This is a genomic window from Cruoricaptor ignavus, from assembly GCF_900141665.1.
GTDB classification, from domain to species: domain Bacteria; phylum Bacteroidota; class Bacteroidia; order Flavobacteriales; family Weeksellaceae; genus Cruoricaptor; species Cruoricaptor ignavus.
Genome location: NZ_FQYI01000001.1, coordinates 437,938 through 464,727, shown reverse-complemented (window position 1 = coordinate 464,727; position 26,790 = coordinate 437,938). Strand labels below are relative to the sequence as shown.

The 26,790-nt window shown below is 46.9% G+C and carries 29 protein-coding genes, 2 tRNA genes and 1 pseudogene; 19 read left to right on the top strand and 13 right to left on the bottom strand.

What is annotated here, in order from left to right; genetic code table 11:
- Positions 1-17: 17 nt before the first annotated feature.
- Positions 18-2,159 (bottom strand): S46 family peptidase, encoded by a 2,142-nt coding sequence (locus tag BUB43_RS02375; protein WP_073177930.1) that lies wholly within the window; start codon positions 2,157-2,159, stop codon positions 18-20.
- Between the two features lie 50 nt (positions 2,160-2,209).
- Between BUB43_RS02375 and BUB43_RS02370 the strand changes: the two genes are divergently transcribed.
- From BUB43_RS02370 to BUB43_RS02345, 6 genes are all read left to right on the top strand, one after another.
- Positions 2,210-2,671: an META domain-containing protein gene (locus tag BUB43_RS02370; protein ID WP_073177929.1), complete on the top strand. Its 462-nt coding sequence runs from the start codon at positions 2,210-2,212 to the stop codon at positions 2,669-2,671.
- Between the two features lie 92 nt (positions 2,672-2,763).
- Positions 2,764-3,033, top strand: coding sequence for a SemiSWEET family sugar transporter (locus BUB43_RS02365; protein ID WP_073177927.1), 270 nt, complete (start codon positions 2,764-2,766; stop codon positions 3,031-3,033).
- A 59-nt stretch (positions 3,034-3,092) separates the two neighbouring features.
- Positions 3,093-4,298, top strand: a complete 1,206-nt coding sequence (hflX, locus tag BUB43_RS02360; RefSeq protein WP_073177925.1) for a GTPase HflX — start codon at positions 3,093-3,095, stop codon at positions 4,296-4,298.
- A 51-nt stretch (positions 4,299-4,349) separates the two neighbouring features.
- Complete coding sequence (locus BUB43_RS02355) at positions 4,350-5,633, top strand: cation:proton antiporter (RefSeq protein ID WP_073177923.1); 1,284 nt, start codon at positions 4,350-4,352, stop codon at positions 5,631-5,633.
- 26 nt (positions 5,634-5,659) lie between these two features.
- A complete protein-coding gene (locus BUB43_RS02350) occupies positions 5,660-6,373 on the top strand; it encodes a DNA alkylation repair protein (RefSeq protein WP_073177921.1) in 714 nt (237 codons plus the stop codon).
- 54 nt (positions 6,374-6,427) lie between these two features.
- On the top strand, positions 6,428-7,501 hold the full coding sequence (locus BUB43_RS02345; protein WP_073178011.1) for a calcium:cation antiporter: 1,074 nt from the start codon (positions 6,428-6,430) through the stop codon (positions 7,499-7,501).
- On the opposite strand, the gene BUB43_RS02340 is transcribed toward BUB43_RS02345, so the two are convergent.
- Complete coding sequence (locus BUB43_RS02340; RefSeq protein WP_073177920.1) at positions 7,498-7,878, bottom strand: group III truncated hemoglobin; 381 nt, start codon at positions 7,876-7,878, stop codon at positions 7,498-7,500. The genes BUB43_RS02345 and BUB43_RS02340 overlap by 4 nt on opposite strands.
- 256 nt (positions 7,879-8,134) lie before the next feature.
- Between BUB43_RS02340 and BUB43_RS02335 the strand changes: the two genes are divergently transcribed.
- Complete coding sequence (locus BUB43_RS02335; RefSeq protein WP_073177918.1) at positions 8,135-8,584, top strand: YkgJ family cysteine cluster protein; 450 nt, start codon at positions 8,135-8,137, stop codon at positions 8,582-8,584.
- A 2-nt stretch (positions 8,585-8,586) separates the two neighbouring features.
- Here BUB43_RS02335 and pepT read toward each other — a convergent pair whose 3' ends face one another.
- Both pepT and BUB43_RS02325 read right to left on the bottom strand, forming a co-directional pair.
- The gene (gene pepT / locus BUB43_RS02330) at positions 8,587-9,846 is read right to left on the bottom strand and encodes a peptidase T (RefSeq protein ID WP_073177916.1); all 1,260 of its coding nucleotides are present in this window, start codon (positions 9,844-9,846) and stop codon (positions 8,587-8,589) included.
- A gap of 40 nt (positions 9,847-9,886) precedes the next feature.
- On the bottom strand, positions 9,887-10,282 hold the full coding sequence (locus tag BUB43_RS02325) for a thiol-disulfide oxidoreductase DCC family protein (protein WP_073177914.1): 396 nt from the start codon (positions 10,280-10,282) through the stop codon (positions 9,887-9,889).
- A gap of 67 nt (positions 10,283-10,349) precedes the next feature.
- Between BUB43_RS02325 and BUB43_RS02320 the strand changes: the two genes are divergently transcribed.
- Positions 10,350-10,913 carry a hypothetical protein gene (locus BUB43_RS02320; protein ID WP_073177912.1) on the top strand — a complete coding sequence of 188 codons (564 nt, stop codon included), beginning with the start codon at positions 10,350-10,352 and terminating at the stop codon, positions 10,911-10,913.
- 61 nt (positions 10,914-10,974) lie between these two features.
- On the opposite strand, the gene BUB43_RS02315 is transcribed toward BUB43_RS02320, so the two are convergent.
- Together BUB43_RS02315 and BUB43_RS02310 are read right to left on the bottom strand one after the other, a co-directional pair.
- On the bottom strand, positions 10,975-11,601 hold the full coding sequence (locus tag BUB43_RS02315) for a superoxide dismutase (protein ID WP_073177911.1): 627 nt from the start codon (positions 11,599-11,601) through the stop codon (positions 10,975-10,977).
- A 230-nt stretch (positions 11,602-11,831) separates the two neighbouring features.
- Positions 11,832-12,296 (bottom strand): hypothetical protein, encoded by a 465-nt coding sequence (locus BUB43_RS02310; protein WP_143154013.1) that lies wholly within the window; start codon positions 12,294-12,296, stop codon positions 11,832-11,834.
- A 226-nt stretch (positions 12,297-12,522) separates the two neighbouring features.
- Here BUB43_RS02310 and BUB43_RS02305 point away from each other — a divergent pair, with 226 nt between their 5' ends.
- A complete protein-coding gene (locus BUB43_RS02305; RefSeq protein ID WP_073177907.1) occupies positions 12,523-12,723 on the top strand; it encodes a helix-turn-helix domain-containing protein in 201 nt (66 codons plus the stop codon).
- Between the two features lie 377 nt (positions 12,724-13,100).
- Here BUB43_RS02305 and BUB43_RS11035 read toward each other — a convergent pair whose 3' ends face one another.
- From BUB43_RS11035 to rho, 4 genes are all read right to left on the bottom strand, one after another.
- The gene (locus tag BUB43_RS11035; protein WP_143154012.1) at positions 13,101-13,406 is read right to left on the bottom strand and encodes a hypothetical protein; all 306 of its coding nucleotides are present in this window, start codon (positions 13,404-13,406) and stop codon (positions 13,101-13,103) included.
- 157 nt (positions 13,407-13,563) lie between these two features.
- Positions 13,564-14,091, bottom strand: coding sequence for a hypothetical protein (locus BUB43_RS02300; RefSeq protein ID WP_073177906.1), 528 nt, complete (start codon positions 14,089-14,091; stop codon positions 13,564-13,566).
- A 19-nt stretch (positions 14,092-14,110) separates the two neighbouring features.
- Entirely contained in the window at positions 14,111-14,566 is a 456-nt protein-coding gene (locus BUB43_RS02295; protein ID WP_143154011.1) for a hypothetical protein, read from the bottom strand.
- A gap of 361 nt (positions 14,567-14,927) precedes the next feature.
- The gene (gene rho / locus BUB43_RS02290; RefSeq protein WP_073177902.1) at positions 14,928-16,733 is read right to left on the bottom strand and encodes a transcription termination factor Rho; all 1,806 of its coding nucleotides are present in this window, start codon (positions 16,731-16,733) and stop codon (positions 14,928-14,930) included.
- A gap of 154 nt (positions 16,734-16,887) precedes the next feature.
- Between rho and BUB43_RS02285 the strand changes: the two genes are divergently transcribed.
- The 8 genes and pseudogenes from BUB43_RS02285 to BUB43_RS02245 all read left to right on the top strand — a co-directional run bounded on the left by BUB43_RS02285 (position 16,888) and on the right by BUB43_RS02245 (position 23,796).
- A complete protein-coding gene (locus BUB43_RS02285; RefSeq protein WP_073177901.1) occupies positions 16,888-17,277 on the top strand; it encodes a DUF4293 family protein in 390 nt (129 codons plus the stop codon).
- 107 nt (positions 17,278-17,384) lie between these two features.
- Positions 17,385-17,893 (top strand): annotated as a pseudogene (locus tag BUB43_RS11555) (acyltransferase family protein).
- Between the two features lie 358 nt (positions 17,894-18,251).
- Positions 18,252-18,905, top strand: a complete 654-nt coding sequence (locus BUB43_RS02270) for a CBS domain-containing protein (protein WP_073177895.1) — start codon at positions 18,252-18,254, stop codon at positions 18,903-18,905.
- The gene (locus BUB43_RS02265) at positions 18,905-19,783 is read left to right on the top strand and encodes an NAD kinase (protein WP_073177893.1); all 879 of its coding nucleotides are present in this window, start codon (positions 18,905-18,907) and stop codon (positions 19,781-19,783) included. Before BUB43_RS02270 ends, BUB43_RS02265 begins: the two co-directional genes overlap by 1 nt.
- A 44-nt stretch (positions 19,784-19,827) precedes the next feature.
- Positions 19,828-20,898 (top strand): class II fructose-bisphosphate aldolase, encoded by a 1,071-nt coding sequence (gene fbaA / locus BUB43_RS02260; protein WP_073177891.1) that lies wholly within the window; start codon positions 19,828-19,830, stop codon positions 20,896-20,898.
- A gap of 139 nt (positions 20,899-21,037) precedes the next feature.
- Positions 21,038-21,889 (top strand): acetyl-CoA carboxylase, carboxyltransferase subunit beta, encoded by an 852-nt coding sequence (gene accD / locus BUB43_RS02255; protein WP_073177890.1) that lies wholly within the window; start codon positions 21,038-21,040, stop codon positions 21,887-21,889.
- The gene (locus BUB43_RS02250; protein WP_073177888.1) at positions 21,886-22,356 is read left to right on the top strand and encodes a DUF6973 domain-containing protein; all 471 of its coding nucleotides are present in this window, start codon (positions 21,886-21,888) and stop codon (positions 22,354-22,356) included. The genes accD and BUB43_RS02250 overlap by 4 nt, the downstream gene beginning before the upstream one ends.
- Positions 22,357-22,383: 27 nt before the next feature.
- A complete protein-coding gene (locus BUB43_RS02245) occupies positions 22,384-23,796 on the top strand; it encodes a nucleoside recognition domain-containing protein (protein ID WP_073177886.1) in 1,413 nt (470 codons plus the stop codon).
- Between the two features lie 26 nt (positions 23,797-23,822).
- Here the strand turns inward: BUB43_RS02245 and BUB43_RS02240 are convergent.
- The 3 genes from BUB43_RS02240 to BUB43_RS02230 all read right to left on the bottom strand — a co-directional run bounded on the left by BUB43_RS02240 (position 23,823) and on the right by BUB43_RS02230 (position 25,287).
- Positions 23,823-23,897, bottom strand: a tRNA-Val gene (locus BUB43_RS02240).
- Between the two features lie 43 nt (positions 23,898-23,940).
- Positions 23,941-24,015, bottom strand: a tRNA-Val gene (locus BUB43_RS02235).
- A gap of 33 nt (positions 24,016-24,048) precedes the next feature.
- Positions 24,049-25,287, bottom strand: coding sequence for a bifunctional folylpolyglutamate synthase/dihydrofolate synthase (locus BUB43_RS02230; protein WP_073177884.1), 1,239 nt, complete (start codon positions 25,285-25,287; stop codon positions 24,049-24,051).
- Positions 25,288-25,445: 158 nt separating this feature from the next.
- Between BUB43_RS02230 and BUB43_RS02225 the strand changes: the two genes are divergently transcribed.
- Both BUB43_RS02225 and BUB43_RS02220 read left to right on the top strand, forming a co-directional pair.
- Complete coding sequence (locus BUB43_RS02225) at positions 25,446-25,928, top strand: DUF2382 domain-containing protein (protein ID WP_083541119.1); 483 nt, start codon at positions 25,446-25,448, stop codon at positions 25,926-25,928.
- 19 nt (positions 25,929-25,947) lie between these two features.
- On the top strand, positions 25,948-26,751 hold the full coding sequence (locus BUB43_RS02220) for a YsnF/AvaK domain-containing protein (protein WP_073177882.1): 804 nt from the start codon (positions 25,948-25,950) through the stop codon (positions 26,749-26,751).
- Positions 26,752-26,790 lie beyond the last annotated feature (39 nt).

The following is a 26,790-nucleotide window of genomic DNA, read 5'->3' as shown; positions in this document are numbered from 1 at the left end:
TTAAATATGTAAATATTTTACTGCACAAACTTCATCTCGCTGATTAGGTGCCCTGCCTTGCCGTATTTCTCGATTACCCAAAGCACGAAGCGCACATCCACATTGATGGTTTTCTGCCAGTCTTCCTCGAAAACGATGTCACCAGAAAGCGCTTCAGAGTTGCCGTCGAAAGCCAGGCCAATCAGGTTTCCGTTGCCATCCATAATCGGCGAGCCGGAATTTCCGCCCGTAATATCATTATCGGAAAGGAAATTCACCTGTAGTTTCTTCGTCTTTTTATCCACATATCTGCCGAAATCCTTACGCTTCACTAAATCAAGGAATTGCTGCGGCAGGTCGAACTCTTCATCGCCCTTCTTATACTTCGCCGCCATACCGTAAACATCGGTGTAATAGTTGTCCTTCTCGGAAATTCCAAAATAATTTCTGTCGTTCCGTTTCGGAAGCGTCGTCACTTTACCGTAAGTCAATCGCATTGTGGAATTAGCATCCGGATAGAAGGCTTTTTCCGGCATAGATTTTCTCAGGCCGTCAAGGAAGAGCCTGTTGTTCTTGGCGAAATTATCTTCCACTTTAGCAAATCTTTCGCTCAGCAGCCTTTGGTCAGTAATGAAGCCGTCCGCAATTTTCTTCATCGGGTCAGCATCGATTTTCAAACGGTCAGGGTTGTTCACGAAATTCATCGCAGATTCTTTGGTTGCAAAGATGGACGAGTAGGCTACATTCGGCAGCGTAGCGGCATCTGCAGCTACCAGGGTTGGCGATGCCACATCCTTATTCACGCGTAGCTGATACAGGTTCACCATTTTGCTAAGCATTTCGCCTTCCAGCTGCACATTGAATTTTTCGTAAGCCCTATTCACTGCTTCTACAACTTTAGGCTTCATTGCCGCTTTTCCGGCATCATCCTGATCGGCATAGGTTTTAAACATTGAGCCTAATGTGTATGCCAGGCCAATGTATTTCGCATTTCTCTGCAGCTGCGCGGAATAGTTGCGCTCCACATTTCTCGCGGAAATCTGGCGGTAGTAAGCCTGGATGTCTTCCAGAACGCCGTAGTAAGTTTTCTCGTTTTCTGGCAGAAGAGACCATTTTCTGTAAACTTCTTCCACCTTCTGCTTATCTTGGATGGTGCCGTTTTTCTTCACCGCATCTATCGTGCCCTGGCGGTTTTTCCAATAGTTGGCCACCGATGCATACTGGGATGCGTAGTTCAGCTTCGTAGCCTGGTCTTTATCCATATATTTCTTCATCACATCCATCGCCACCTTGGAAGCTTCCACCCAGGCAGGATAGTCACGGTTTACCAATTGGTCTATTCCGTACGAAGTCATATAGCGGTTCGTTCTTCCCGGATAGCCCACAATCATTGCGAAAGAGCCTGGCTCATAGCCTCTCAGGGAAATCGGCAGGGAATGCTTCGGCTTCAGCGGAACATTGTTCGGAGAGTATTCCGCAGGGTTTCCGTTGGCATCCGCATAAACGCGGAAAACGGCAAAATCTGCGGTGTGCCTTGGCCATTCCCAGTTGTCTGTATCGCCACCGAATTTGCCCAGTGCATTTGGCGGCGTACCTACCAAGCGAACATCCTTAAAGTCCTGATACACAAAGTAATAGAACTCATTCCCATTGAAGAAATCGCGAACTACCACGGTATATTTTCCGTTCTCAGAATTTTCATTCTGTATGGCTTTGTATTCCGCATCGATGATGTTTTTGCGCTCTTCCGCAGTCATCTGGTTGTTCAGCTTGCCGTTGATGCGCTGAGACACATCATCCATCCTCACCAGAAATCTCACGGAAAGCCCTTTTGCAGGGAGCTCCTCAGATTTTTTCATCGCCCAGAAGCCATTCGTCAAATAGTCTTTATCCGGTGTGGAAAGCGCGGCAATGTTGCCGTAACCGCAGTGGTGATTGGTGAAAAGCAGGCCCTGGTCTGAAACTATTTCACCGGTGCAGCCGCCGCCAAACTGTACAATCGCATCCTTCAGGCTAGATTTGTTTACCGAGTAAATTTCCTCCGGTGTCAGCCTCAGGCCTTTTTCCTGCAGGTTCTGGCCCTGCAGCCTTTTAATCATCATCATCAGCCACATTCCTTCGTCGGCACGCATCTGAACGAAGCTCAGAAGGAACGAGCACATTAAAAAGATTTTCTTCATCTTAGCAAAAATTTTTCGCTAATTTAAGTTTTTCTTAATATTCAAGGCAAATGCACACTGCGATTTTCCCAATAAAATTTAAAAGACTGGCAAAAATCTTCACCATCCTCAGTTTGATAACTTCCACCGCCTTTACCAAAAGCTGCACATCCGTTCCCATAGAAGCCACCAAGCTCAGCAGGCAATGGTTCCTTGTGGAATTTGAACATTACCCTAAGGATTTTTTTGCTAAAAATAAAATCCAGCTGGATTTATCGCCCGCCAAAAACCAACCTCGCTTCTCCGCTTTTGACGGGTGTAACCAATTGTATTTCAACGCAAAAGCTAAAAACAGAACAACAATAAAATTCACAGATTTCCGAACCGGCACCCAATTCTGTAGCGGTAGTTTTGGTGAAGAATTTCTGCAGTTTTTACGCCAGGCCAAAACCTATAAAACCGAAGGCCACACCCTGATTTTGTATGATGGCAATGGCAGGGCAATGAAATTCGTAGCGGCAGACTGGGATTAATTTTATTCACAATTGGTAATCGGAAATTGGCAATTATGTTATAGAAAAAATTTAATTTAGCCCAAAATTTATTACCCATTGCTCATTTGCCTATGATTAACCCTGAAATCATCGGCTTTATTGCTGGCGGCCTTTCAAGCGTGCTGTTCATACCGCAGATTGCGAAAATCATCCGCGAAAAATCGGCCGAAGGTTTCTCGCTGGTTACCGGCATCATCGGCGTTGTCAGTTCCGCACTTTGGCTTTGGTACGGCTTTCTGAACGGGCACATTTCAATGATTATTACCAATGCTCTTGCAGTTTCCGCCACGCTATTACTCTTCATTTTAAAGCTCAACTATTCCCGCAAGAAAACCGCCTGATTTTTCCTTAAAACCGAAATCCTTACTTTTGCTGAAAGCCGGAAAACGGTGCGAAATTTATGCTTGAGAAAAAAGACCATCTTTACGAAAAGGCCGTGCTGGTAGGCCTTGTGACGCAAAATCAGGACGAGGAAAAACTTCGGGAATATATGGATGAGCTGGAATTTCTGGCCTTCACGGCAGGCGCTGCGGTGGATAAGCGCTTCACGCAAAAGCTGCCAAAGCCCGACCCAAGAACATTTGTAGGCAGCGGAAAAGCCGACGAGATAAAGACCTATGTAAAAGAAAATGAGATAGATACGGTGATTTTCGATGACGAGCTTTCGCCTTCTCAGCAGAAAAATCTTGAGCGGGAAATGGAAGTGAAAATCATCGACAGAACGAACCTGATTCTCGATATTTTTGCACAACGGGCGCAAACTTCCTACGCAAGAACCCAAGTGGAACTCGCCCAGTATGAATACCTTCTGCCAAGGCTTACCGGTATGTGGACCCACCTGGAAAGGCAGCGCGGCGGAATTGGGATGCGTGGTCCCGGTGAAACGGAAATCGAGACGGACCGAAGAATCATCCGGGATAGAATCTCCCTGCTGAAAGAAAAGCTGAAAACCATTGATAAACAGATGGCTACGCAGCGAAACAACCGCGGAAAACTGGTGCGCGCCGCCCTGGTAGGCTACACGAATGTTGGCAAATCTACCCTGATGAACGCCATTTCCAAATCCGAAGTTTTCGCAGAGAACAAGCTTTTCGCAACGCTGGATACCACGGTGCGCAAAGTGGTAATAGGCAACCTGCCCTTCCTCCTCACCGATACTGTGGGCTTTATCCGAAAATTGCCGACACAGCTGGTAGAGTCTTTCAAATCCACGCTGGATGAAGTTCGCGAAGCGGATTTGCTGCTGCACATCGTGGATATTTCCCACCCAAGCTTTGAAGACCACATCGCATCCGTGAACGACATCCTGCAGGAAATCGATGCGCATAGAAAACCTACCGTGATGATTTTCAACAAGATAGATGCTTTCGCCTACGAGAAAAAGGATGAGGACGATTTAACGCCCGCTACCAAGAAAAATATTTCGCTGGATGAGTGGAAGAAAACCTGGATGTCCAAATCCGAACATCCCGCCGTTTTCATTTCGGCATTAACGAAGGAAAACTTTCCCGAGATGAAGAAGCTCATCTACGATGAGGTGCTGAAGATCCACATTTCCCGCTTTCCTTACAACGATTTCCTGTTCGAGTATTTCGATGAGGATTAGCCTGGCAAAACAATTAGGTAAGTTTTATCGGAAAATCGTATTTTTAGCCCGATGGAACTGTATTATTCTTTTTCAATACTCATTGTTTTAGCCGCCACTTTTGCATTTGTAAATTATAAATTTTTGAAGCTTCCCGGCACCATCGGAATTATGGTGATTGCCATCGCAGTTTCAGTTTTCCTTGTAATGTTCGGCGAAACCGCACTTCCAAAGACTTACAAAAATCTTTACAGCCTCATAAACAGTGTGGATTTCAGCGAAGTGCTGATGGGCGCTATGCTGAATTTCCTGCTTTTTGCGGGCGGGGTCCACATTAATGTCCAGGATTTAAAAGAGCAAACCGGGCCGGTAGCCGTGTACGCTACCGTGGGCGTGCTGATATCCACCTTCGCCGTAGGCTTCGGGGCATACTATCTCCTCCCGCTGGTAGGGCTGCCGGTGCCGCTGATTTGGTGCCTGGTTTTCGGGGCGCTTATTTCTCCCACGGATCCCGTAGCCGTTCTCAGCGTCTTAAAACAGGCCAATGTCCCCAAAGCGGTGGAAACCAAGGTAGCCGGAGAATCTCTCTTTAATGACGGTATGGCGGTGGTGGTCTTCTCCGTGCTGCTGCAGCTTGCCGTAGGGAACCATGTGGAGCTGAATGCGGAGAGCATCGGTAGCTTGCTGCTGCAGGAGGCGGGCGGCGGTCTTTTGCTCGGCGTTATCCTGGGCTATACCGCATCCCGGGCAATACGCCAGGTGGACGACTACATTATTTCCGTTTTAACAACCCTCGCCGTGGTAATGGGCGGCTACCTCATAGCACACGAAATGCACATTTCCGCGCCTCTTGCCATGGTGGCTGCCGGGCTGTTTGTGGGAAATTTCAGCAGAAAATTTATGATGAAAACAGAAACTCAGGACTACCTGATTAAATTCTGGGAACTCATCGACGAAATCCTGAACGCCGTGCTTTTTCTCTTCATCGGTTTTGAGCTGCTCACCATCGACGACCTGAACGAATACCTTGCCGCTGGCGGCATCTGCATCCTCGTGGTGCTACTGGCGCGGTGGGTTTCCATACTGCTGCCGGCTACGCTGCTCTCCCGCCGCTACCGCTTTACGAGGCAAACGGTGAAGGTGCTCGTCTGGGGCGGCATACGCGGCGGCGTATCGATTGCGCTGGCGCTCTCCATCCCTAAGGGCGAATACAGCGAGGCAATCATCAGTATCACCTACTGCGTGGTGGTGTTCTCCATCGTGGTTCAGGGGCTTACGATTGGGAAAGTGGCAAACACGAGGCAGATGGTGATAGATGAGAACACAGAGGGTGCGGAGACAGCGGGGCAGCCTTAAAGTTTTAAACCCAAATTTTGGCTAAAATGACTGCCGAAGATATTGCAGCCGCTCTGAGTGTAATGACCGATCCGCAGGTTGCATCCACATATTCCAGTTTTTTTAAAACCGGGCCGGGGCACTATGCTGAGGGCGACCTTTTCGTTGGCGTCACGATACCGGAGCAGCGGAAGGTGGCGAAGGAATTCTGGAATAAAATTTCTCCGGAAGAACTCCTGCCTTTGCTCTCCTCGGAAATCCACGAGCACCGGAGCACTGCGCTCTTCATCCTCACTTTAAAATTTGAAAAAACAAAATCCCAGGAGGAAAAAAACATACTGGCAGACTTTTATTTCCAAAACCGAAAGTTCGTGAACAATTGGGATCTGGTGGATAATTCCGCATACAAAATCCTCGGCAGGCAGGCCTATGAAACCGGGGACAGCAGTCGCATTCTTTTCCTCGCCGAGGAAGAGTCCCTCTGGTCAAAGCGCATCGCAATAGTTTCCACGATGTATTTCGTGCGCCGAGGCAGCTTCGATTTAATGAAAAAAATCGTGCTGAAAAATCTTCAGCATCCTCACGACCTGATGCACAAGGCAAACGGCTGGCTCCTACGGGAAATGGGAAAAAAAAACGAGGCGGCGCTCCTGGATTTCCTTCGGGAATACTATCCGCTCATCCCGCGCACCACCCTACGCTATGCCATTGAGAAACTGGAAGAAAGCCAGCGGCAGGAGATTTTGAAGGGAAGAATATAACCGGTTATCTTGGTTGACATAATAAAAAATTTATATCTTACCCGAAACAAATTTATGAAATTAGAGACCTTTCTTCACTGGACAGTCCTCTTCCCAATACTCTCCGCGCTGTTTTACTTCAGCGGTATGCTGAATGATTCGCTGTTTTCTTCAATAGTTGGCGCTATGTTATTGATTTCCAGCGTGCTTTCCGCTGTGCATCACGCTGAGGTGGTGGCTGCGCGCGTAGGCGAGCCTTTTGGAACCATTATTCTCGCCATTTGCATCACGGTCTTGGAGGTAGGGCTAATTATCTCATTTATGCTTTCCGGCGGGGAAAATGCGCTCACTTACGCCAGAGACACCGTTTTTGCAGCGGTAATGCTCATCCTGAATGGCATTCTCGGCGTTTGCATCCTTATCGGTAGCGTGCAATACAAGGAGCAGTTTTTTATACGAAGCTCGGCGACTTCCTATCTGGTAAGCATTACCTCCATTCTTGTGCTTACTATGATTCTGCCCAACTTTACCTCAAGCCATTCGGGGCCATTTTACAGCAGGGCACAGCTGGGGTTTGTCTCGCTTGCCTGCCTGACAATTTACGGCACATTTCTGATGGTTCAGACGGTGCGCCACAGAAATTATTTCGTTGCCGATGCGGAAAACAGCCTGTCCGAAGAGCATATGCCAAGCACTCAAAATGCTATCTTCAGCCTAATTATATTGATTATTTCTCTGGCTTCCGTGATTTTGATAAGCAAAGCACTCTCTCCAGCGGTGGAGGGTTTTGTGAAAAGTATCGATGCTCCGTATTCTTTAGTTGGGGTTATTATTGCCTGCGTGGTTCTTCTGCCAGAAGGTTTTGCCGCTGTGCGTGCCGCCCGGAAAAACCAGATTCAGACATCCATCAATCTAGGCCTGGGCTCTGCGCTGGCAAGTTTAGGGCTTACTATCCCTGCTGTGTCCTTGGTGTGCATCCTTTATGACATCCCATTCGTGCTCGGTTTGGATGCCAAATCCATCGTACTCCTCTGCCTAACGGTTTTTACCGTGATGCTTTCGCTAAGCCGTGGGAAGACCAACCTACTGTACGGAACCGTGCTGTTGGTAAATCTTTCGGCATACATTTTCACCGTAATTTTCCCTTAGGCCAAGCGCCTCGCCATCTCCATTTTGTGGGACATCAGCCTCGCGATGTTTCCAGCTTTATAGATGGCTGCATCGGCCGCTTCACCCTCAAAATTTTCCTCTACGGTTTCCGTCCAAAGCTGAAGCCAGGTCTCGAAATGCTGTTGCTCCATCGGCACCGCCTCATTGATTGGGAAATGCGCTGCCATCGGGTTGCCCTTATAGCTCATCTGCCCGAACAGCAGCGTCTCCCAGAAGCTGTACATCTTCGGCAGGTGTGCACCCCAGTCCACCTTTGCCACATCATCGAAGAAAAATCCGATGCCGGACTTCGCCACCTTAGCATAAAAACTATTCACCAGGAGCTCGATATCCTGGCGGCTTTCTAACTTTTTCATAATTTTTAAAAATTCCAGATAAAATTAACCACAAAATCTGCCTGCCGCAAAGATTTCGCTATGATATTTATCAAGCGTATCTCAGGCAATATTTGGGGCGCCATTTCCGGCTATCCGCTCCTACTCCTCGTATCGCCGCTCCGCTTCGCTCCGCGGCTCCACTGCGGGGTATCCGCTACTATCCGGGGCGCGCGCATCGGGCGGCTCACAATGCCCAAACCAAAATTCCGAAATTTGCAAAAAATAAGCCCAAAAATTGAACCAAGAATACAAAAAATTCCTCGACGGCATCAAGCGTAAGCCGCCCAAAAACTTGGACCACCTCGCCCAGGAAACCCACGACGAGGTCTTCCGCGAGATCGACTGCCTCAGCTGCGCCAACTGCTGCAAGACCACCGGCCCGCTTTTCACAGAAAAAGACATCGAGCGCATCGCCAGATACCTCCGCCAGAAGCCCTCAGAATTTGAGGAAAGATTTCTGCGGACTGATGAAGATAACGACAAGGTTTTGCAGAAATTGCCGTGCCATTTCCTGCTGCCCGACAACTACTGCAGCATCTACGAAGTGCGCCCCAAAGCCTGCAGAGAATATCCGCACACCGACCGCCGGAAAATCTACCAGATCAATCGCCTCACGCTGAAAAACGCCGAAATCTGCCCCGCCGCAGATCTCTGGGTACAAAAGATGATGGGCAAGCTCAAATAAGTTTACGAGCTGTGCTTCTGCGCCTTCGCAATATTCAGGATTACCAGCGTGGCAAGCACCATATTTTCCAGCGGTACATACTCGTAGGGTCCGTGGAAGTTCAGGCCGCCGGCGAAGATATTAGGGCACGGCAGCCCCATATACGAAAGCTGCGCGCCGTCCGTACCGCCGCGTATCGCCTTGATGTCCGGCTCTATGCCCGCTTCCCGCATCGCCTGTGCCGCGATATCGATGATGTGCATCTTACCTTCAAACTGCTGCTTCATATTGCGGTATTGCTCTTTTATTTCGATACTAAAAGTATCTTTTCCGTATTTTTGATTAAATTCCGTTACCTTTTCCTTCAAAAATAACTTTCTCCTTTCAAACTTTTCTGCATCGTGATCCCTGATGATGTACTGGAGTTTAGCTGAGGATACATCTCCGCTGAAATCCGTGAGGTGGTAAAAGCCCTCGAAACCCCGTGTGGTCGCCGGCGTTTCCTGCGAAGGAAGAACGGAAGCGAGCTCTGCTGCCATCAGTGCCGCGTTTCTCATTTTACCGAAAGCATATCCGGGATGTACGCTCAGCCCCCGCACCGTAATTACGGCTCCTGCGGCATTGAAATTTTCGTATTCCAGCTCGCCAGCCTCGCCGCCGTCCATAGTGTATGCCCACTCTGCGCCGAATTTTTCCACATCAAATTTGTGGGCGCCCCTGCCGATTTCCTCATCCGGCGTGAAGCCTATGGCAATCCTCCCGTGCGGAATTTCCGGGTGCGCCATCAGGAATTCTGCAGCGGTTACGATTTCTGCCACGCCGGCTTTGTCATCCGCCCCGAGGAGCGTGGTGCCGTCCGTGGTGATGAGCGTATGGCCGATATGTTTTTTGAGGCTTTCGAATTGAGCCGGGGAGAGGGTGAACCCCGTTTCAGGGTTGAGCGGCAAATCGCCCCCGTCGTAATTTTCCCAGACTTTTGGGTTTACATTTTCCCCCGAAAAATCCGGCGAGGTATCGTAGTGGGCAATGAAGCCCACGGTAGGCTCCTGCGCATCGCGGGTAGCGGGGATGGTAGCGTAGATGTAGCCATTACCGTCGATCTCCACATTTTCCAGCCCCATCTGCTGCAGTTCTTCAAAGATGAATTTCGCGATGTTCCACTGCTGTGGTGTGGATGGCGTGCTGGCACTCTCCGGGTCGCTGGTGGAGTATATTTTTACATAGTTCAGGAAGCGGTTCAGGAGTTTTTCCTCCCAAACTTTATCAAAGCCGGTTGTGTACATTTTTTAATTTTTAACAAAGTTACGGCTTTTGGTGATGCGTTCAGGAAATAAACCTTTCCCGCTGTTGCGCGGAAGGCAGCAGGCAGCTTTCGCCGGCTATTTTCTTTCTGTTTTCCGCCACCATATCGTAGATTTTGTCCAAAACTATTTTTGGAAACACCCTCAGCAGCCCCAGAGCACGGTAGCCTCCCCCCAGGGTGCGCCCGATTTCTATCACTGCATACATTTTCGTATAGCGGCGGCCGTTTTTCAGGAAATAAAGAGTACTAAAGTTTTCCGCCGGCAACCCTCTGCTGCGAAGGTACTCCTGCCCGTACCCGCTCTGAAGGGGCGCAAAGCGAAACCGGCCTTTCCGGTCGCGTTTTAAAATCCACTGCACCCAGAAATTACAAAAACCGCAGTCCCCGTCGTAGAGAACAATATTATCAAAAGTCATAATTCGAAGTAAAACTTTATGGCAATAGGCTGCAGAGTTTCGCCGGGAAAAGTTTAAATTAGCAAAATTGCTTTTTTCATTTTTAAAATTCTGCGTGGCTGAAGGTTCCGAAAAAAAAGAAATTAAAATTACCGAGCTGTCTGCTGGGCTGCTATGGGGCACGGGATTCCAGATATCGACCGATAGCAAAATAAATTACATTAATACGCTGCTATTGGTGGGTTTTGATTCCGTTTCGCTCGGTATTTTTTCGGAGGCAGGGGATATGATAAAGGTGCTGAAAAATATTGATAAAAATAATTCCCACACTAAAATTCTCGTAACGGCGCAGAGCCTCCCTGCGGTGGATGCGGCATCAAAGTATCCCGAAATAGACAGCGTAATTCTTGCTTCAGCCTCAGCCACAAAATCAGAATATTTTGCCCAAAACCCGGATGCTGTCTTGATAGAGCTAAAGGAGGGTGGATGTCAATCTTTTACAGTCAGTATGTTTAACCCCGGCGCTCAGTTAAAGTGCCCCTCTACAATGCAGATCATCAACCTGCTGGCTGCTACAAAATCTCCTCACGGCCTTCGCCTCCTCAATTTCGAAACAGCGTGGAATATCGGGAAGAAAATCTTCAGCCCGTAGATTGTAATACGAAAAGCCGCCCAGGCTTGGCGTCCCGAGCGGCTTTTTATATAATTAATTTTTAGAAGGTGGAATTGCTTTCGTTGAATTTTTCCTCCACCTTATCCCAGTTGATCACATTCCAGAAAGCGCCGATGTAATCCGGGCGCCTGTTTTGGTAGTTCAGGTAGTAGGCGTGTTCCCACACATCCAGCCCAAGAATTGGCGTGCCCTGCTTCTCGGCCACAGGCATCAGCGGGTTGTCCTGGTTTGGTGTGGAGGTAATTTCCAGCTCGCCGTTTGCATTCTTAATCAGCCAAGCCCATCCGGAACCGAAGCGCCCCTTTGCCGCTTCTGTGAAAACTTCCTTGAATTTTTCAAATCCGCCAAAGTCCTCAATAGCCTGCTTTACATTTCCCACCGGCTCTTTGCTTCCCGGCTCTTTGCTTCCGCCGGGTGTAAGGATGTCCCAGAAGAAGGTGTGGTTCCAGTGGCCGCCGCCGTTGTTTCTCACTGGCGTTTTATCGGTTCCAGTTTTGCAGATTTCCTCGATGGATTTTCCTTCCAGCTCGGTGCCTTCTATCGCTTTGTTCAGGTTGTCCACATAAGCCTGGTGATGCTTGGTGTGGTGGATTTCCATAGTTTTCGCATCAATGTGCGGCTCAAGGGCTGCGTAATCGTAGCTTAGTTTCGGTAATTCGAATGCCATAAGTTGTTGATTTTAATTATTGATTTTGAATCCAAAAATAAGACCTCTATAGCACCGAACGAATTATTTTATGATTTTTTAACACTTATCAGCACTCCAAATTTCAAAAATTTGTGCTTTTAGAATAAAAATTCCCTAAACATATCTTTCTTAATCGCTGAAGAGATCATTTCTTTAGATAATTAAAAAAGCGGAACTAAATCCGCTTCAGAAGGTTACTGTAATTTTTTTTACCAGGAAAGTGTAACACAATCTCCATTGCGTTTTACATGTACATTGAATTCTTCTCCCAAACTTTCGTCTTTCATAATTTTATTTAAGTAAGAATAGGCAGAACTCACTCCACAAACAGTGCAAGAGCCCTTATAAACCTCAGCTGGCGATTGAGATTTCTCTGTTTTGCAAATTATAATGCTGTTGCTAAATGTATCCGCAGAATTTTTGCTTATAGAAATTTTCGCTTCTACAGAAGAATCCAATATTTTTAGGGATGCTATTGAAGCATCAATATAGTTGATAATTCTTTTAGTAAATTCATCTGCTCTGCTATAATCTTCCGCAGATACGATGGACTGGTGCCCATCCCTCATCGTCAGTTGAATATCTACCTTCGTTGGGTTTGTAGGGTTCTTTGCAAATGCTGCTGTGCCAGCCATCATCATTAATAGGCACAAAGCTTTTAATAAATCCTTCATAAATAATTTTTTTAATCAAACAATTTTTGATTGAACTACAAAAACACGGTGCGCAACCTTGTTTTCTGATGGCTAAATTGCAAAGAAAAAATGATATATCTTATTCGAAAATCGAATAAATTAGCACAAAATCGAATAATTTATGCGATTTTGTGCTAATAATACGGTGCATGTAAAAAATATTTGCGTAATCGGCTATTTTATATATCTTTAAAAAAATAAACTGATGGAAAACACCTTGAAAAATTTAAGACAGCTTATTCGCCTCTACCGCCTGAAAAAGGGCTATAGCCAGGAGGTTATGGGCGAGCTGCTCGGGATCAGCCAGTCAGCATATGCCAATATAGAGAATGGTAAAAATAAAATTACGGTGGATAAACTTCTGGAAATCATGCGGCTGCTCGACAAGATTTCGTTTTGGGTATAAATTTCAGTGGCGTATACAATTCATCTATCATTAAAATTAGTTTTTAGTTTGAAAAAAACAATGACCACAAAAATATGCTTTTTGTAGCCATTGAATTTGTACCATGTTGTACAACGTTTAAACTTTATTGCGTCTATTTAATTGTAAAACTCCTATTATCAACACAATAAATAAAATTGAAACTTGAACATAACTTGTCCATTTATTTTCAAATACTATTAATTTATATATTAATATGATTAACAATAAAGTTCCTATGAAATATTGAAAAAACTTATTTTTAAATATTTCTGCTACATAAGGATTAACATTTTTTAAATAAATTAATGCTAAAACTAGAATTGTTGAAATGATAGTTAAATACATTTATAATAAATTTAGCAATCACGCGCACATGCGTAAGTATATGCGGCAGCGGCAATATCCATTAATGGTGCAGGACCATCCCACAATGAAATTAAAAATCCTTGACCTACACAACTAGCGCCACACAGCCATCTAGGAGTTCTATCACTTAAACCATTTTTTGCAGTATAACCACTTAAAGATAAAGTGCTATTTTCATTTTCTATTAAATCAAATTCAATTGGACTTGTCTGATATAGACTATCAATATGGTCTATGAAAAGGTTGATTTCCTTTTCAAAATCTTTCTGAGGTGTAGTTTCGCTTTCTTCTTTCAAAACTCTGTTCTTTTAATTACCGCCAACGTTTTTCGGCTTGCCGCAGTGGGGGTTTTTAGCACAAAAGTTCAATCGAAGCACTGCACTTTGGTTAACCACAAAACTGTCATAGAAGCACGTCTGCCCCCATTGCGGCAAACCGATGTTGGTAGCCGTTTTAATTTAACAATGGTAATATTTTTGATGTGAGAACGTCATCGCCATCTGTCCAATCTGAAATATACATTAAATTTCCATCTTCATCAAATAGAATTATTTTTGACATATCATCAATCAATTTTGATTCAGCATAAAATTTCTTCAAAAAATTTTTATATTTTTTACGAGGTTTATTTCCGTATTCATCACTTAATACCAAGATATTCAAATTTTCATTTTTAAATTTATTATTTTCAATTTGCATTTCTCTCGAATTCTCATTATGAATTAATAAAATATATAAATTAACCTTTTTGTTATTAGCAAAATTAATTATATGTGGCAACTTTTCAACGCAAGGTTTACACCAAAAAGCATAAGAATAAATAATAGTTTTATTCTCATTTTTTAATAAACATATTAATTTTTCATCATTTATGATAAATATGTTATCAGTATTGGGACAGATTCTCAAATTGCATTTTTCCAAATTTTGTGCGCTCAATATAGAAGTTAAAAAAAGTGAAAAGATTATTATAATTTTCATTCTAATATAAATTAAAATTCTAGTATAATTTAAAAGCGGCAGCGGCAATATCCATTAATGGTGCAGGACCATCCCACAATGAAATTAAAAATCCTTGACCTACACAACTAGCGCCACACAGCCATCTAGGAGTTCTATCACTTAAACCATTTTTTGCAGTATAACCACTTAAAGATAAAGTGCTATTTTCATTTTCTATTAAATCAAATTCAATAGAACCAGCTTCATTTTCATTTGTGAAAGTCGCTTTCATAGCATCTAAATCTACGCTTACAATTAAACCTTCTAACATGCCACTTAGATTTTCATCGGATGAAGTCATATCTGAAAAAACAATAACTTCACTAATATCACTATTTTTAGAGGTAGTAGATGATTTATTAAAAGATGTAATTAAGTTTTCATTGATAGGACTTTGATCTAAACTTTCATCTTCGTTACAAGAGAAGAAAAAAAATTGATAATAATAATACAAGTGTGATTTTTAAAATTTTATTCATTTGTATAAATTTATTTGTTAATATTTAATTTTCAATGTTTTACTCTTAACGATTTTCAAACTGATGCTCATAACATCTCGCGCATTCATTCTTGTTTGATGTCGAGTCAGAATTATTTCGACTTTGGAAGGTTAGTCCTTTTTTAACCGTTTTTAAATTAAATGTTGTACAACATGCGGATATGCGAGAGCTTCTTCCACTCCATTAAAACAATGAATATGCCCTAAAAACTTTAAAAAAAGCTCTCTTCTGTTACCTTACATTACAGTAAACCTCAGCAACAGGTATTAGGGCAAACAATAACATTGCGCCCATTTCTTTCTAAAAATAGTATGATTATTTGTTCATACTCATCAAAAACTCCTCATTGCTAAGCGTATTTTTGATGTTTTTCTCCACAAATTCCATCGCTTCCACTGGGTTCATTTCTGCAAGGTATTTCCGCAATATCCACATTCTCTGCTGCGTCATTTCATCCAGGAGCAGATCATCACGCCTTGTGCTGGATGCCACCAGGTCTATGGCAGGGTAGATGCGCTTGTTGGCAATCCTTCTATCCAGCTGCAGCTCCATATTTCCGGTTCCTTTGAATTCCTCGAAAATCACCTCGTCCATTTTTGAGCCGGTATCAATCAGTGCCGTGGCGATGATGGTAAGGGAGCCGCCGTTCTCAATCTTCCGCGCCGCCCCAAAGAATCTTTTCGGCTTGTGCAGCGCATTGGCATCCACACCGCCGGAGAGTATCTTGCCCGATGCCGGCGTCACGGTGTTGTACGCTCTTGCCAGCCTTGTGATGGAGTCCAGAAGGATCACCACATCGTGGCCGCACTCTACCATTCTTTGCGCTTTTGCCAAAACTAAATTCGCAACCTTTACATGCTTTTCCGCCGCCTCGTCGAAGGTGGAGGCTATTACTTCCGCATTCACGCTGCGCTCCATATCGGTCACCTCCTCTGGCCTTTCGTCGATGAGGAGCACCATCATATAGGCTTCTGGGTGGTTTTTTGCAACCACATTGGCGATGTCCTTCAGCAGCATCGTTTTCCCGGTTTTCGGCTGTGCCACAATCATCGCCCGCTGTCCTTTGCCAATGGGCGCAAACATATCCACAATGCGCGTGGAGGTGGTGGCACCCTCGCCTGCAAGGTTAAATTTCTCTTGTGGGAAGAGCGGCGTGAGGTATTCAAAAGCCACCCTGTCCTTGATGAAGGAAAGATCCCGCCCGTTTACCTCCACGGGTTTCAGCAGGGAGAAGTATTTTTCGCCCTCCTTCGGCAGCCGCACGATGCCGCGTACCGTGTCGCCGGTTTTCAATCCATAGTTGCGGATTTGTGCGGTGGATACATACACATCATCCGGCGAAGAAATGTAGCTGAAATCCGATGAGCGCAGGAAGCCGTAGTTGTCGGGAAGAATTTCCAGCACGCCTTCGATTTCCACAATCCCGTCGAAGTTAAATTCTTTTCTCGGCTCCGCATCCTCGGCCGCCGGTCTTGGGTGGTTCTGTTTTTGAAAGTTCTGCCCGTTCCCGTTCTGGTGCCGGCCGTTCTGTGCGCCGTACCCGTTCTGGTGCTGGTTGTTTTGGCGCTCCCGCTGCTGGTTTTGCCCGCTGTATCTCGGGTTTCTCTGCTGGCGGTTTTGCTGAGGATTCTCTGCCGCGGTTACCGGGCTAGTCTCAGTTTCATGTGAAACCAGGGCTTCCGCAGCCTCCTGCAAAACATCTGCTCCAGGGTTTTCCGCAGCCTCAATGGCTTGCTGGTTCTTAGGTTTCCTGCCGCGTTTCTTGGGTGCCGGTTTTTCCTCCGGAGTGGTTTCTGACTGCGGTACCTCCAGAATTCCTGCATCCTCGGCTTCCGTGGAGGCGGTTTCGGGTTTTTCTGCGGCCTCCTTCTTCGGCCTGCCCGGCTTCCTGCCGCGTTTCTTTGGGGTGGCATCTGTGGCTTCCGCAGGTGCGGCCTCCTCGCCGCCGTTTATTTTATTGTAATACTCTGCCGCCGCAGTTTTGTTTGCCGCCTGAAAGTCCAGAATAGCAAATGCCATTTCCTGCGCGGTGCTGCCCTTCGGCACATCCAGCCCCAGGCCTTTCATTATTTTGCGCAGTTCTGTTTCGGAAGTACCGCTCAGCGATTCAAGATTGAACATATAATGTCAATAAAATGTAAGTATAAAATGAAAATAAACCTGCACAAAGGTATAAGTACAGGTACTTTTTTGTGTTAAAGTGCTGCAAATCTACATCATTTTTTGAATTACGCAAAAAATTGTCTTACTTTTGCAGGCATATTTGATACCTGGAATGCTGCAGAGAATACAGACGGTGTGGATGGGGCTGGCGCTACTGTGCGGCCTTGCGGTGGTGTATGTAAAGGATCCGCTGAACAGCCGCGCGGAAGACGGCGCGTTTTACTTCATCGCTGCGGCATTCATCGCGCTGGAGGTATTCAGCATTTACAGTTTTAAAAATAGAAAATTACAGGTGCTGCTGAACAGGATCGGCATCGTACTGAACGCATTGTTGCTCGCTCTACTGTCGTACTGGCTGCTAAGCTTACCCGGAGGAATGGAGTTTCCTGAGAAGGGTATTGAGCCGCTGTTTCCCCTCCTGGCTATGGTGTGCCTGGCTATTGCCAACACATTTATCCGCCGGGACGAGAGGCTCGTGAAATCTGTGGACAGGCTGCGGTAAAGCGGAAACTTTTTTTTTGAGTGAAGACAGCTCCGGACTCCCGGGGCTGTTTTTTTTGTGCTGACGGTTTCCGGTTGTATATTTGGCAAATTTTTCTTTGAAATGATATGAAATTCCGTGCAGATATTCAGGGGCTTAGGGCTATTGCTTTTTTAAGTGTTTTTATCTTCCATTTAAACAAAGCCTGGTTGCCGGGTGGTTTTTTGGGGGTTGATATATTCTTCGTGATTTCGGGCTACCTTATTACCACCATCACAATTTCGGATATGGATAGGGGCAGATTTACTTTCGGAATTTTTTTAAAAAAAGGCTCGTCCGGATCGCGCCGGCATACTATGTTTTGATTTTTGGGGTGTCGCTTGCTGCATGCCTATTCTACCTCAGCACGGATATTAAAACATTCAGGGACGACCTTTCGTATGCGTTAATATTCCTCTCCAATAAAATCTTCTCCCGCGGAGATTCCTATTTTGGTGCCAAGCTGAGCGAGAATGCTTTGCTCCACACCTGGTCATTGGCAATAGAGATGCAATTTTACCTTATCCTTCCGTTTATTCTTTATTTTGTAAAGAAGAGGAGGTTCCTGGTTCTGCTCTTGCGATGTGTTAATGTTTAAAATTGAAAGTTTAGGGTTCAACATTGCGCTGCCGTATTTAATTTTTTTAACCACAGAGGCACAGAGTTTTTTTAATGGCATCGAAAGATGGTTCTTAGTTTAAAGTTGAGAGTTTAAATTTTAGTTTTCGTATAAGCACGAAACCACAGAGTTTTATAGCTTTTACTTTCATTAAAACGCTGCAGCTTAGGTTTTGGTGGAATGTCATCCGGAACTTGTCGAAGGGCAAAAACAATTGAAGCTTTACGCTTCGACAGGCTCAGCGTGACAGGATGCGCTCCGGCAGGCTCAGCGTGATAAAATCACTCAGCCTAAACCTCATTCTTTACCTAAAAGTATTTTTAAGTAAATTCGCCTGATGTTTGTTTCAGAATATATCTCGCGGGATTATCCCGCATTCAGCCCGGAAGATCCGGCAGAGGAGGCGTACGAAATCTGCCGCAGCTTCGGCTTTACCCACATTTTTATTGAGGAAGAGGGGTATTTCGCCGGTGCGCTGCGCCAGGATTTTCTTGAAGATTTTTTAGAGAGCAGGCTTAGCGACCTGAGGGTGCATTACGAAAAATTCGCCCTGCCCGCGGATGCCGGGGTGCTGGAGAGCCTCCCGGTATTCCACACCTACAACACCAGCGTGGTGCCCATAATCTCCAGAGAGGAGAGGTACGAGGGCTATGTGGAGTACCGCGATGTATTTGCGGAGCTGTCGCGCTACCCGCTTTTTAGCGAGGCAGGAGCGGTGCTCACCCTGCAGACGCCGGCGGCGCACTGGTCGATGAGCGAAATCTCGCAGATTGTGGAGGGCAGCAACGGGCGGATACACGGCGTATTCATCAGCAGGATAAATACGGACAGCATCGAAATTACCCTGAAAATCAGCAGTGGCGGGCTCAGCTCGATAGAGGAGACCTTCGAGCGCTATGGCTATATTATCATTAACAAGCATTATCAGAACGAGCGCGATGAGCTGATGCGCCAGCGATTCGATTTTCTGCAGAAATATATAGAAGTGTGATGAAGGCGGCTATCTATACCCAAAAGAACGACCTGGATGTTTTCCTTTACCTCAGCAGGTTCATATCCGAGCTGGATAAGCGCGGCGTAAAGGCGATAGTGCATACAGGCACGGCGGAGAACCTGCAGTTCTCTGCGAATTTCAAGACTTTCTCCAACTACGAGGGGCTGGCGAGCCACGGCGTGGATTTCTTTTTCTCTTTCGGCGGAGACGGCACCATCGTAAGCTCCCTATACTACATTCAGGACCTGGGCATCCCGGTGGTGGGGGTAAATATGGGCAGGCTGGGCTTTCTGGCGAGCTTTACCAAGGAAAACCTCTTCGGCTACCTGGATGATATTTTAAGAGGGAATACCAACATCAGCCACCGCAGCGTGGTGGAGGTGCACCTGCCGGAGGAGTACGACATCTTCCCCTACGCACTGAACGATGTAGCCATCTCCAGGAGGGAAACCACAAGCATGATCACGGTGGAATCCTATATAGATAACGAGTTCCTGAATGTGTTCTGGGGAGATGGGGTTATAGTCTCCACCCCTACGGGCTCCACCGCCTATTCCCTGAGCTGCGGCGGGCCGATCATCGCCCCGGACAACAATAATTTCGTGATCACTCCCATCGCTCCGCACAACCTGAATGTGCGCCCGCTGATTGTGAATGACGATGTGGAGGTAAAATTCCGTGTGCAGAGCCGCGCCAAGCATTTTACCCTCTCCCTGGATTCGCGGCTGGTACACATACCGGTGGAGACGGAGTTCAGCGTGAGGAAGGCGCAGTTCCATTTCGCGCTGGTACACCCCAATGATCTGAATTTCTACGAAACCATCCGCCAGAAACTGCTGTGGGGGCAGGACAGAAGGGAGCATAAAAATTCATAAAAATTCTTTAATTTTACGACAAAAGTTTATCAAAATTCTAAGTTATGAGCAGAAAATTCCCGGCAGGTGTTGCCACAGGAAATTTGGTAACGGAAATCTTCCAATACGCCAAGGAAAACCAATTTGCCCTCCCGGCAGTGAATGTAATCGGATCCAGCAATGTGAACGCCACTATGGAGACCGCTGCGAAGCTGAACGCGCCGGTAATCATCCAGTTCTCCAACGGTGGGGCAGCCTTTAATGCGGGCAAGGGCCTGAACAACGACGGGCAGCGGGCTGCCATCCTGGGGGCGGTGGCAGGAGCAAAGCACATCCACACCCTTGCGGAAGCCTACGGAGCCACGGTAATCCTGCACACGGACCATTGCGCGAAGAAACTTCTGCCATGGATAGACGGGATTATGGATGCCAATGAGGCGCATTTTAATCAGACCGGCAAGTCGCTCTATTCCTCCCATATGCTGGATCTTTCCGAAGAAACCCTGGAGGAAAACCTGGAAATTTCCCAGAAATATTTTGAGAGGATGGCGAAGATGGATATGACAATCGAGGTGGAAATCGGGGTGACCGGCGGCGAGGAAGACGGCGTGGATAACTCCGATGTGGATAACGCAAAGCTCTATACCCAGCCGGAAGATGTGGCATACACCTACGAGAAACTAAAGCAGATTTCGCCAAACTTCACCATCGCCGCGGCATTCGGGAATGTGCACGGCGTATACAAGCCGGGCAATGTGGTGCTAACGCCGAAGATCCTCGACAATTCGCAAAAATTTGTACAGGAAAAATTCGGCACCGCAGCGAAGCCTATCAACTTCGTATTCCACGGAGGATCCGGCTCTTCGCTGGAAGAAATCCGCGAGGCTATCGGCTACGGCGTAATCAAAATGAACATAGATACCGACCTGCAGTACGCCTATCTGGAAGGCATCCGCGATTATATGCGCGACAGAACCGACTATCTGCAGGGGCAAATCGGCAACCCGGAAGGCGAGGACTCCCCGAACAAAAAGCACTACGACCCGCGCGTGTGGCTGAGAAAAGGTGAGGAAACATTTACCAAAAGGCTTACCCAGGCTTTCGAAGACCTGAACAATGTTAACACATTAGGGTAAACCTTGCCTAGAAAATAAATCACCTGCCCGGCGGAATTTCTGCCGGGCTTTTTTTCTGATGACAAGTTGAGGCAAGATAATTTTGACTATGAACGAAAATAATTACCTTAGCTGAAATTTTCTTTTTTAAAAATTCTGCATGGCGTTTGAATGGTTTAGAAGGCAGGCGAAAAACATTACTACCTCCACCGCGGAGAAGAAGGATATGCCCAAAGGGCTTTGGCATAAAACCCCCACGGGGAAGATCATAGAGTACGACGCCCTGCGGGCAAATAACTATGTATCGCCGGAAGATGGCTTCCATGTAAGGATCGGGAGCAAGGAATATTTCGACATTATTTTCGACGGGGGTACCTGCAGGGAGCTGGATGCCAAGGTAGAAAGCATAGACCCGCTGAAATTTAAAGATACCAAGGCGTACAGCGACCGCCTAAAGGAGGTAAAGAGCAAAACAAAGCTTACGGACTCCATCCGCAGCGCTACCGGCAGCGTGAACGGGCTGGAGATGGTGGTGTCCTGTATGGATTTTGCCTTCATCGGGGGCTCCCTCGGCTCCGTGATGGGCGAGAAGATCAGCCGCGCGGTAGACTACTGCATAAAAAACAGGCTTCCGTATATGATCATCAACCAGACGGGCGGGGCGCGCATGCAGGAGGCAGCGATTTCATTAATGCAGATGGCAAAAGTGCAGTGCAAGCTCGCGCAACTCTCCGAGGCGGGGCTGCCATACATCTCGTACCTTACCGATCCTACATTCGGCGGGGTGACGGCCTCTTTTGCAATGACGGGCGACATCATCATGGCGGAGCCGGGCGCGCTCATAGGCTTTGCAGGGCCGCGCGTAATCCGCGAAACAATAGGCAGGGATCTCCCGGAAGGCTTCCAGACCTCGGAGTTCCTCCTGGAGAAAGGTTTCGTGGACTTCATAGTAAAGCGTACGGAAATAAAGGAAACCGTAAGCCAAACCCTGCGGCTGCTGATGAACAAGTGAAGCCCTGCCTGAATTTCTTTCTGCTCGTGCTGTCTCGCCCCGCCTTTGCGCTGCTCTCAGGTTTTGCATTCATTAAAACAAAAATAACAGCAGAGAAGACCTGGCGGGGCAGCCGAAGAAGCAGCGCCTTCCGGGCGTATGAAAATGCTCTGCTCGGCTCCCTGGTGATGATGTACTGCTGCAAGATATCATCTCCTCGAAAATCTGCCGCCTGGGCACGCCGAATCGCGGAACTTACTGAGCAAGTTTTTACCAAAAATCCATCTGCGCAGGAAATAAACCTTCATAACATAAATGTGGGCGTTAGCCATTTTTTTGAATTACTACCGGGGGTGCACCGCCAGTTTTTCGAGACCTCCTTCTTTGTGCCGGGGCTTTTATCTAAAATAAAAAATGCCGAAGGCAAGCCGGAAGCCGCAGGCCCCGACTCGCTAATAATAGCGAAAAATAATGAAGGTATTTACTAAATTGGTAATTTCGCCAAAAATAATAAAATGGTTCTCAGCCGCATCTGGTCCGCATTCATCATTGTAGCGCTCTGCGTGGCGGGGTGGAAATATCTTACTTCCCCGGATTATAAGGATATCTTCAACGATATGGTAGTGGGCAGGGGCGGCGATACCGTGCGGATTTCCACTGTGCCGCTGAGGGAAGTACCGGGGGAGGTTTTGGCAAAGTTTGAAATAGAGCCTGCGAATGCGGTGGCAGCGGAAGGAAGAATTCAATATAAAATAAATCCTCAGCGGCAGACCGCTGAAAAATTCCGCGTGCAGGATACCGATGGGGTTATCGGCACCAGCCGCACCGCCGTGGATATCTGCATCGGGCTTGTGGGCATTATGACGCTGTTTATGGGCTTTATGTCCATCGCGGAGAAGGCGGGTGCCGTCACGGTTCTCAGCCGGGCGATTCAGCCCTTTTTCTCAAAACTCTTCCCGGAAATCCCGAAAGACCACCCTGCCTTCGGGCATATGCTGCTGAATTTTTCCGCCAATCTTTTGGGGTTAGACAATGCTGCTACGCCGTTTGGGCTGAAGGCGATGGAGAGCCTGCAAACCCTAAACCCGAAGAAGGACACGGCGAGCAATGCACAGATCATGTTCCTGTGCCTGCACGCCGGGGGGATGACGCTGATACCAGTGTCCATCATCGCGATTCGTGCCTCATTGGGCTCCCAGTCGCCCACGGATATCTTCCTGCCGTGTATGATAGCGACCTTTGCCGCCACGATGGCCGCGATGATTATTGTGTCAATTTATCAGAAAATCAATCTGCTGAATGCTACGGTGCTTGCCTATGTGGGAGGGATTTCCGCACTCATCGCCGCATTGGTATGGTACCTCACGGGGCTCTCGAAGGAGGGGCTGGAACAGTTCAGCAAAGTGCTGAGCAACGGCTTGATTTTGTTAATTTTTCTACTCATCGTCCTCGGCGGTGTTTATAAGAAAATCAATGTTTTTGATGCGTTTATCGATGGCGCGAAAGACGGTTTTACCACCTGCGTGAAGATTATTCCGTACCTGGTGGGTATGCTGGTGGCTATTTCTATGCTGCGCACTTCCGGCGTTTTTGATGTAATCATCGGGGGGATGCGCTGGCTCGCCGATCTCTCGGGTGCCGATACGCGTTTTGTGGACGGGCTGCCCACCGCCCTGATAAAGCCGCTTTCCGGAAGCGCGGCGCGGGGTATGATGGTGGATGCGATGCAGACCTTCGGGCCGGACAGCTTTCAGGGCCGGCTGGCTGCGGTGCTGCAGGGCAGCTCGGATACTACTTTTTATGTTATCGCGGTGTACTTTGGCTCCGTGGCGGTGACCAACACGCGATATGCCGTTCCGGCGATGCTTCTGGCAGATTTGGTGGGTGTGATCACATCTATCGTTCTTGCCTATATGTTCTTCGGGTAATGCACACTACTGCGGGATTGGCGCTGTGGACGGTACCGGGATCGAACCAGCGACCTCTGCGATGTCAACGCAGCGCTCTGAACCAACTGAGCTAACCGTCCGCTTAATACAATAAAAAAATCCCAGATTACTCTGAGATTTTTGTGGGTTCTGAGGGATTCGAACCCCCGACCCTCTGGGTGTAAACCAGATGCTCTGAACCAACTGAGCTAAGAACCCTTGTTTTTGGTTCGGCAAATATACGGCGATTTTTTAAACCTGCAAATTATTTTGCAAAAATTCTCCAACAATAAAGTTACTACCGCCTACAAAAATCATCTCTCCAGGCGTAAGTGTTTCTTTTGCAGAAAGATAGGCATCCTGCACTTTTTCAAAAATTTTATAAGGTATGCCGGTTTTTTTTAGCTGGTGTTCATATTCCTGCGGGTTTCTGCCTCTTGCCACATAAGGTTTAGCAAAATAATACTCTGCATTTTCTGGCAGCATCTGCAAAACCTCATCTATTTTCTTGTCATTCACAAAGCCGAGGATGATGTGCTTGCGCTGCGGCATCTCGTTGAGCTGGCTGAATACCTCCGTGAGGCCGGCCAGGTTATGCCCCGTGTCGCAGATGGTGAGCGGGTCCCGAGAAAATTCGTACCAGCGGCCCAGGAGGCCCGTGTTGCGCTGCACATTCCCAAGCCCGGTACGGAGCGCGCTGCCGGGTATCCGAACATTCTGCCTGCGGAGTTCTTCTGCGATAGCCACTGCCACGCGGATGTTTTTTTTCTGGTAATTGCCACTCAGGTCGGTGCTGAGGTCGGTGCTAATCTTTGTGGCATCAATGAATTCAGCTTTTTTTTCTGCAGCGATATTTCGGACGATTTCCTGTACTGTCGGATTTTCTTCTCCGGAAACTACGGGGATGCCTTCTTTAATGATGCCCGCTTTTTCTGCCGCGATTCCCTCCACAGTATCGCCCAAAACATCCTGATGGTCCAGCGCCACGCTGGTAATGGCGGTGAGCACCGGGCTGAGGATGTTTGTAGCGTCCAGCCTGCCGCCGAGCCCGACTTCTATCACCGCAAAATCTACCTGCTGCTGTTGGAAATATTCGAAAGCCATTACAGTGGTAAATTCGAAAAAAGAAGGCCTTATGTCTTGGGGGATTTCCTTCAGTCTTTGGATGAAACTAAAAACAAAATCGCGGCTGGCATTCTGGCCGTTAACCTTGATCCTCTCGGTAAAGTCCAGTATGTGCGGCGAGGTGTACAACCCCGCGCGGTAGCCTGCTTCCTGCAGTACGCTTGCCGTCATACTGCTCACGGAGCCTTTGCCGTTGGTCCCCGCGATATGTATGCAGCGCAAAGTTTTCTGCGGGTTTCCAAAAAAATCGCAAAGCCTGGCGATGTTCTGCAGCCCTGGTTTGTAGGCGCCCTTGCCGGCGCTCTCCCAGCGGGGGGCTTGTGCGTACAGCCATTCCACGGCTTGCGTATATTCGTTTTCTGTCATAGGAGATTTTTGAAATGCAAATTTAGTAAGAGTATAGCTGTTGCAGGATTTATAAAAATTTAAACAAAGAAATGAACAAAAGGTTAATTAATTGTTAAAACATTAAAAGTTCAAACTTTTGGAAAGACATTTGCATCTTCCGTTCTACAAAACGCACTATGGAGGGCTACGAAGGTATTTACGAAAATAAAAATTTATCGGATGCGGAACGCACTACTGAAAAAGAGCTTGCATCAGAAAAAAGTTACGGCGTAAATTCATCAGAGAAAATCTCAATTGTAAAGGAGGAGGTTGCCTTCGGGAAAAAGGAAGTAGAAAGGGGTAGGCACATTTTCAGAAAAGAAGTATCTGAGCGGGAGGTTCCAGCAGAAGTTGAACTTCGGTCAGATAAATTTGACATACAGCGAGTGCCAAAAAACGAGGAGGTTGATTTCATCCCAGAGATTCGTCAGGAAGGCGATGTAACCGTGATCCCCGTGGTGAAAGAGGTACCTGTGGTAGTGAAGAAGCTTATGCTCGTGGAGGAAATTATCATTACCAAAACCACGGAAGCGCACACCGAAACAGTTAATGCTTTCGTGCGGGAGGAAGAGTTTAAGCACGAATTTATTGAGACAGAAAACAATTCACAAAATATCTAACAATTAAAAAATTATTATTATGAACTACACTGTAGTAGGTTTGTTCAGAACCGCAGAAGAAGCACAAAGAGCATCAGAAAGACTTGATGATGCAGGTTTCGAAAAAGAAAATGTAGACTACTCTCCGTACAGATACGAAGGGGATTACGAAGGGGAGGATTTTGATTATGATGAAGACGAAAGATCTGGATCCTTCTGGGATAGGCTTTTCGGCGCAGATGAGCCCGTACGGAGAACTTACAGCGCAGCAGGTGCAAGAAGCAATGTGGTAACAGTATACACAGACGATGCAGACCGCGCTGAAAGAGCAAGAGACATTATGGATGAAAACGGCGCTATCAGCGTGGATGACCACATCCCTACAGGCTATAATGAAGCGGGATATGCTGCAGGAACAGCGGTAGAAGGCACCCGAACACAGAACTTTGCTCAGACCACTGAAGGTTCGGACAAGGTAGAAGTAGTAAAAGAAGAGCTGAATGTAGGCAAAAGAGAAGTAGAGCAAGGCGGTGTGCGCCTAAGGAGCCGCATCATCGAGCGTCCAGTGGAAGAAAGTGTACGCCTGCGTGAAGAGCGTGTGTATGTGAAAAGACAACCTGTAGATAGAGCGGTAACTGACGCAGACCGCGCATTCCAAAACCAGACTGTGGAAATGTCTGAAACTCACGAAGTGCCGGTAGTAGATAAAACTGCCCGCGTGGTAGAAGAAATCGAGCTTGCAAAAGATGTGACAGAGCGCGACGAAACCATCTCCGATACTGTACGCGAAACTGAGGTAGATGTAGAAAACCTTGGTTCTGACAGAAGAGATGACCTTGTTTAAATAATTAAAATTCCTAATATAGGCTGCCCTCGGGCGGCT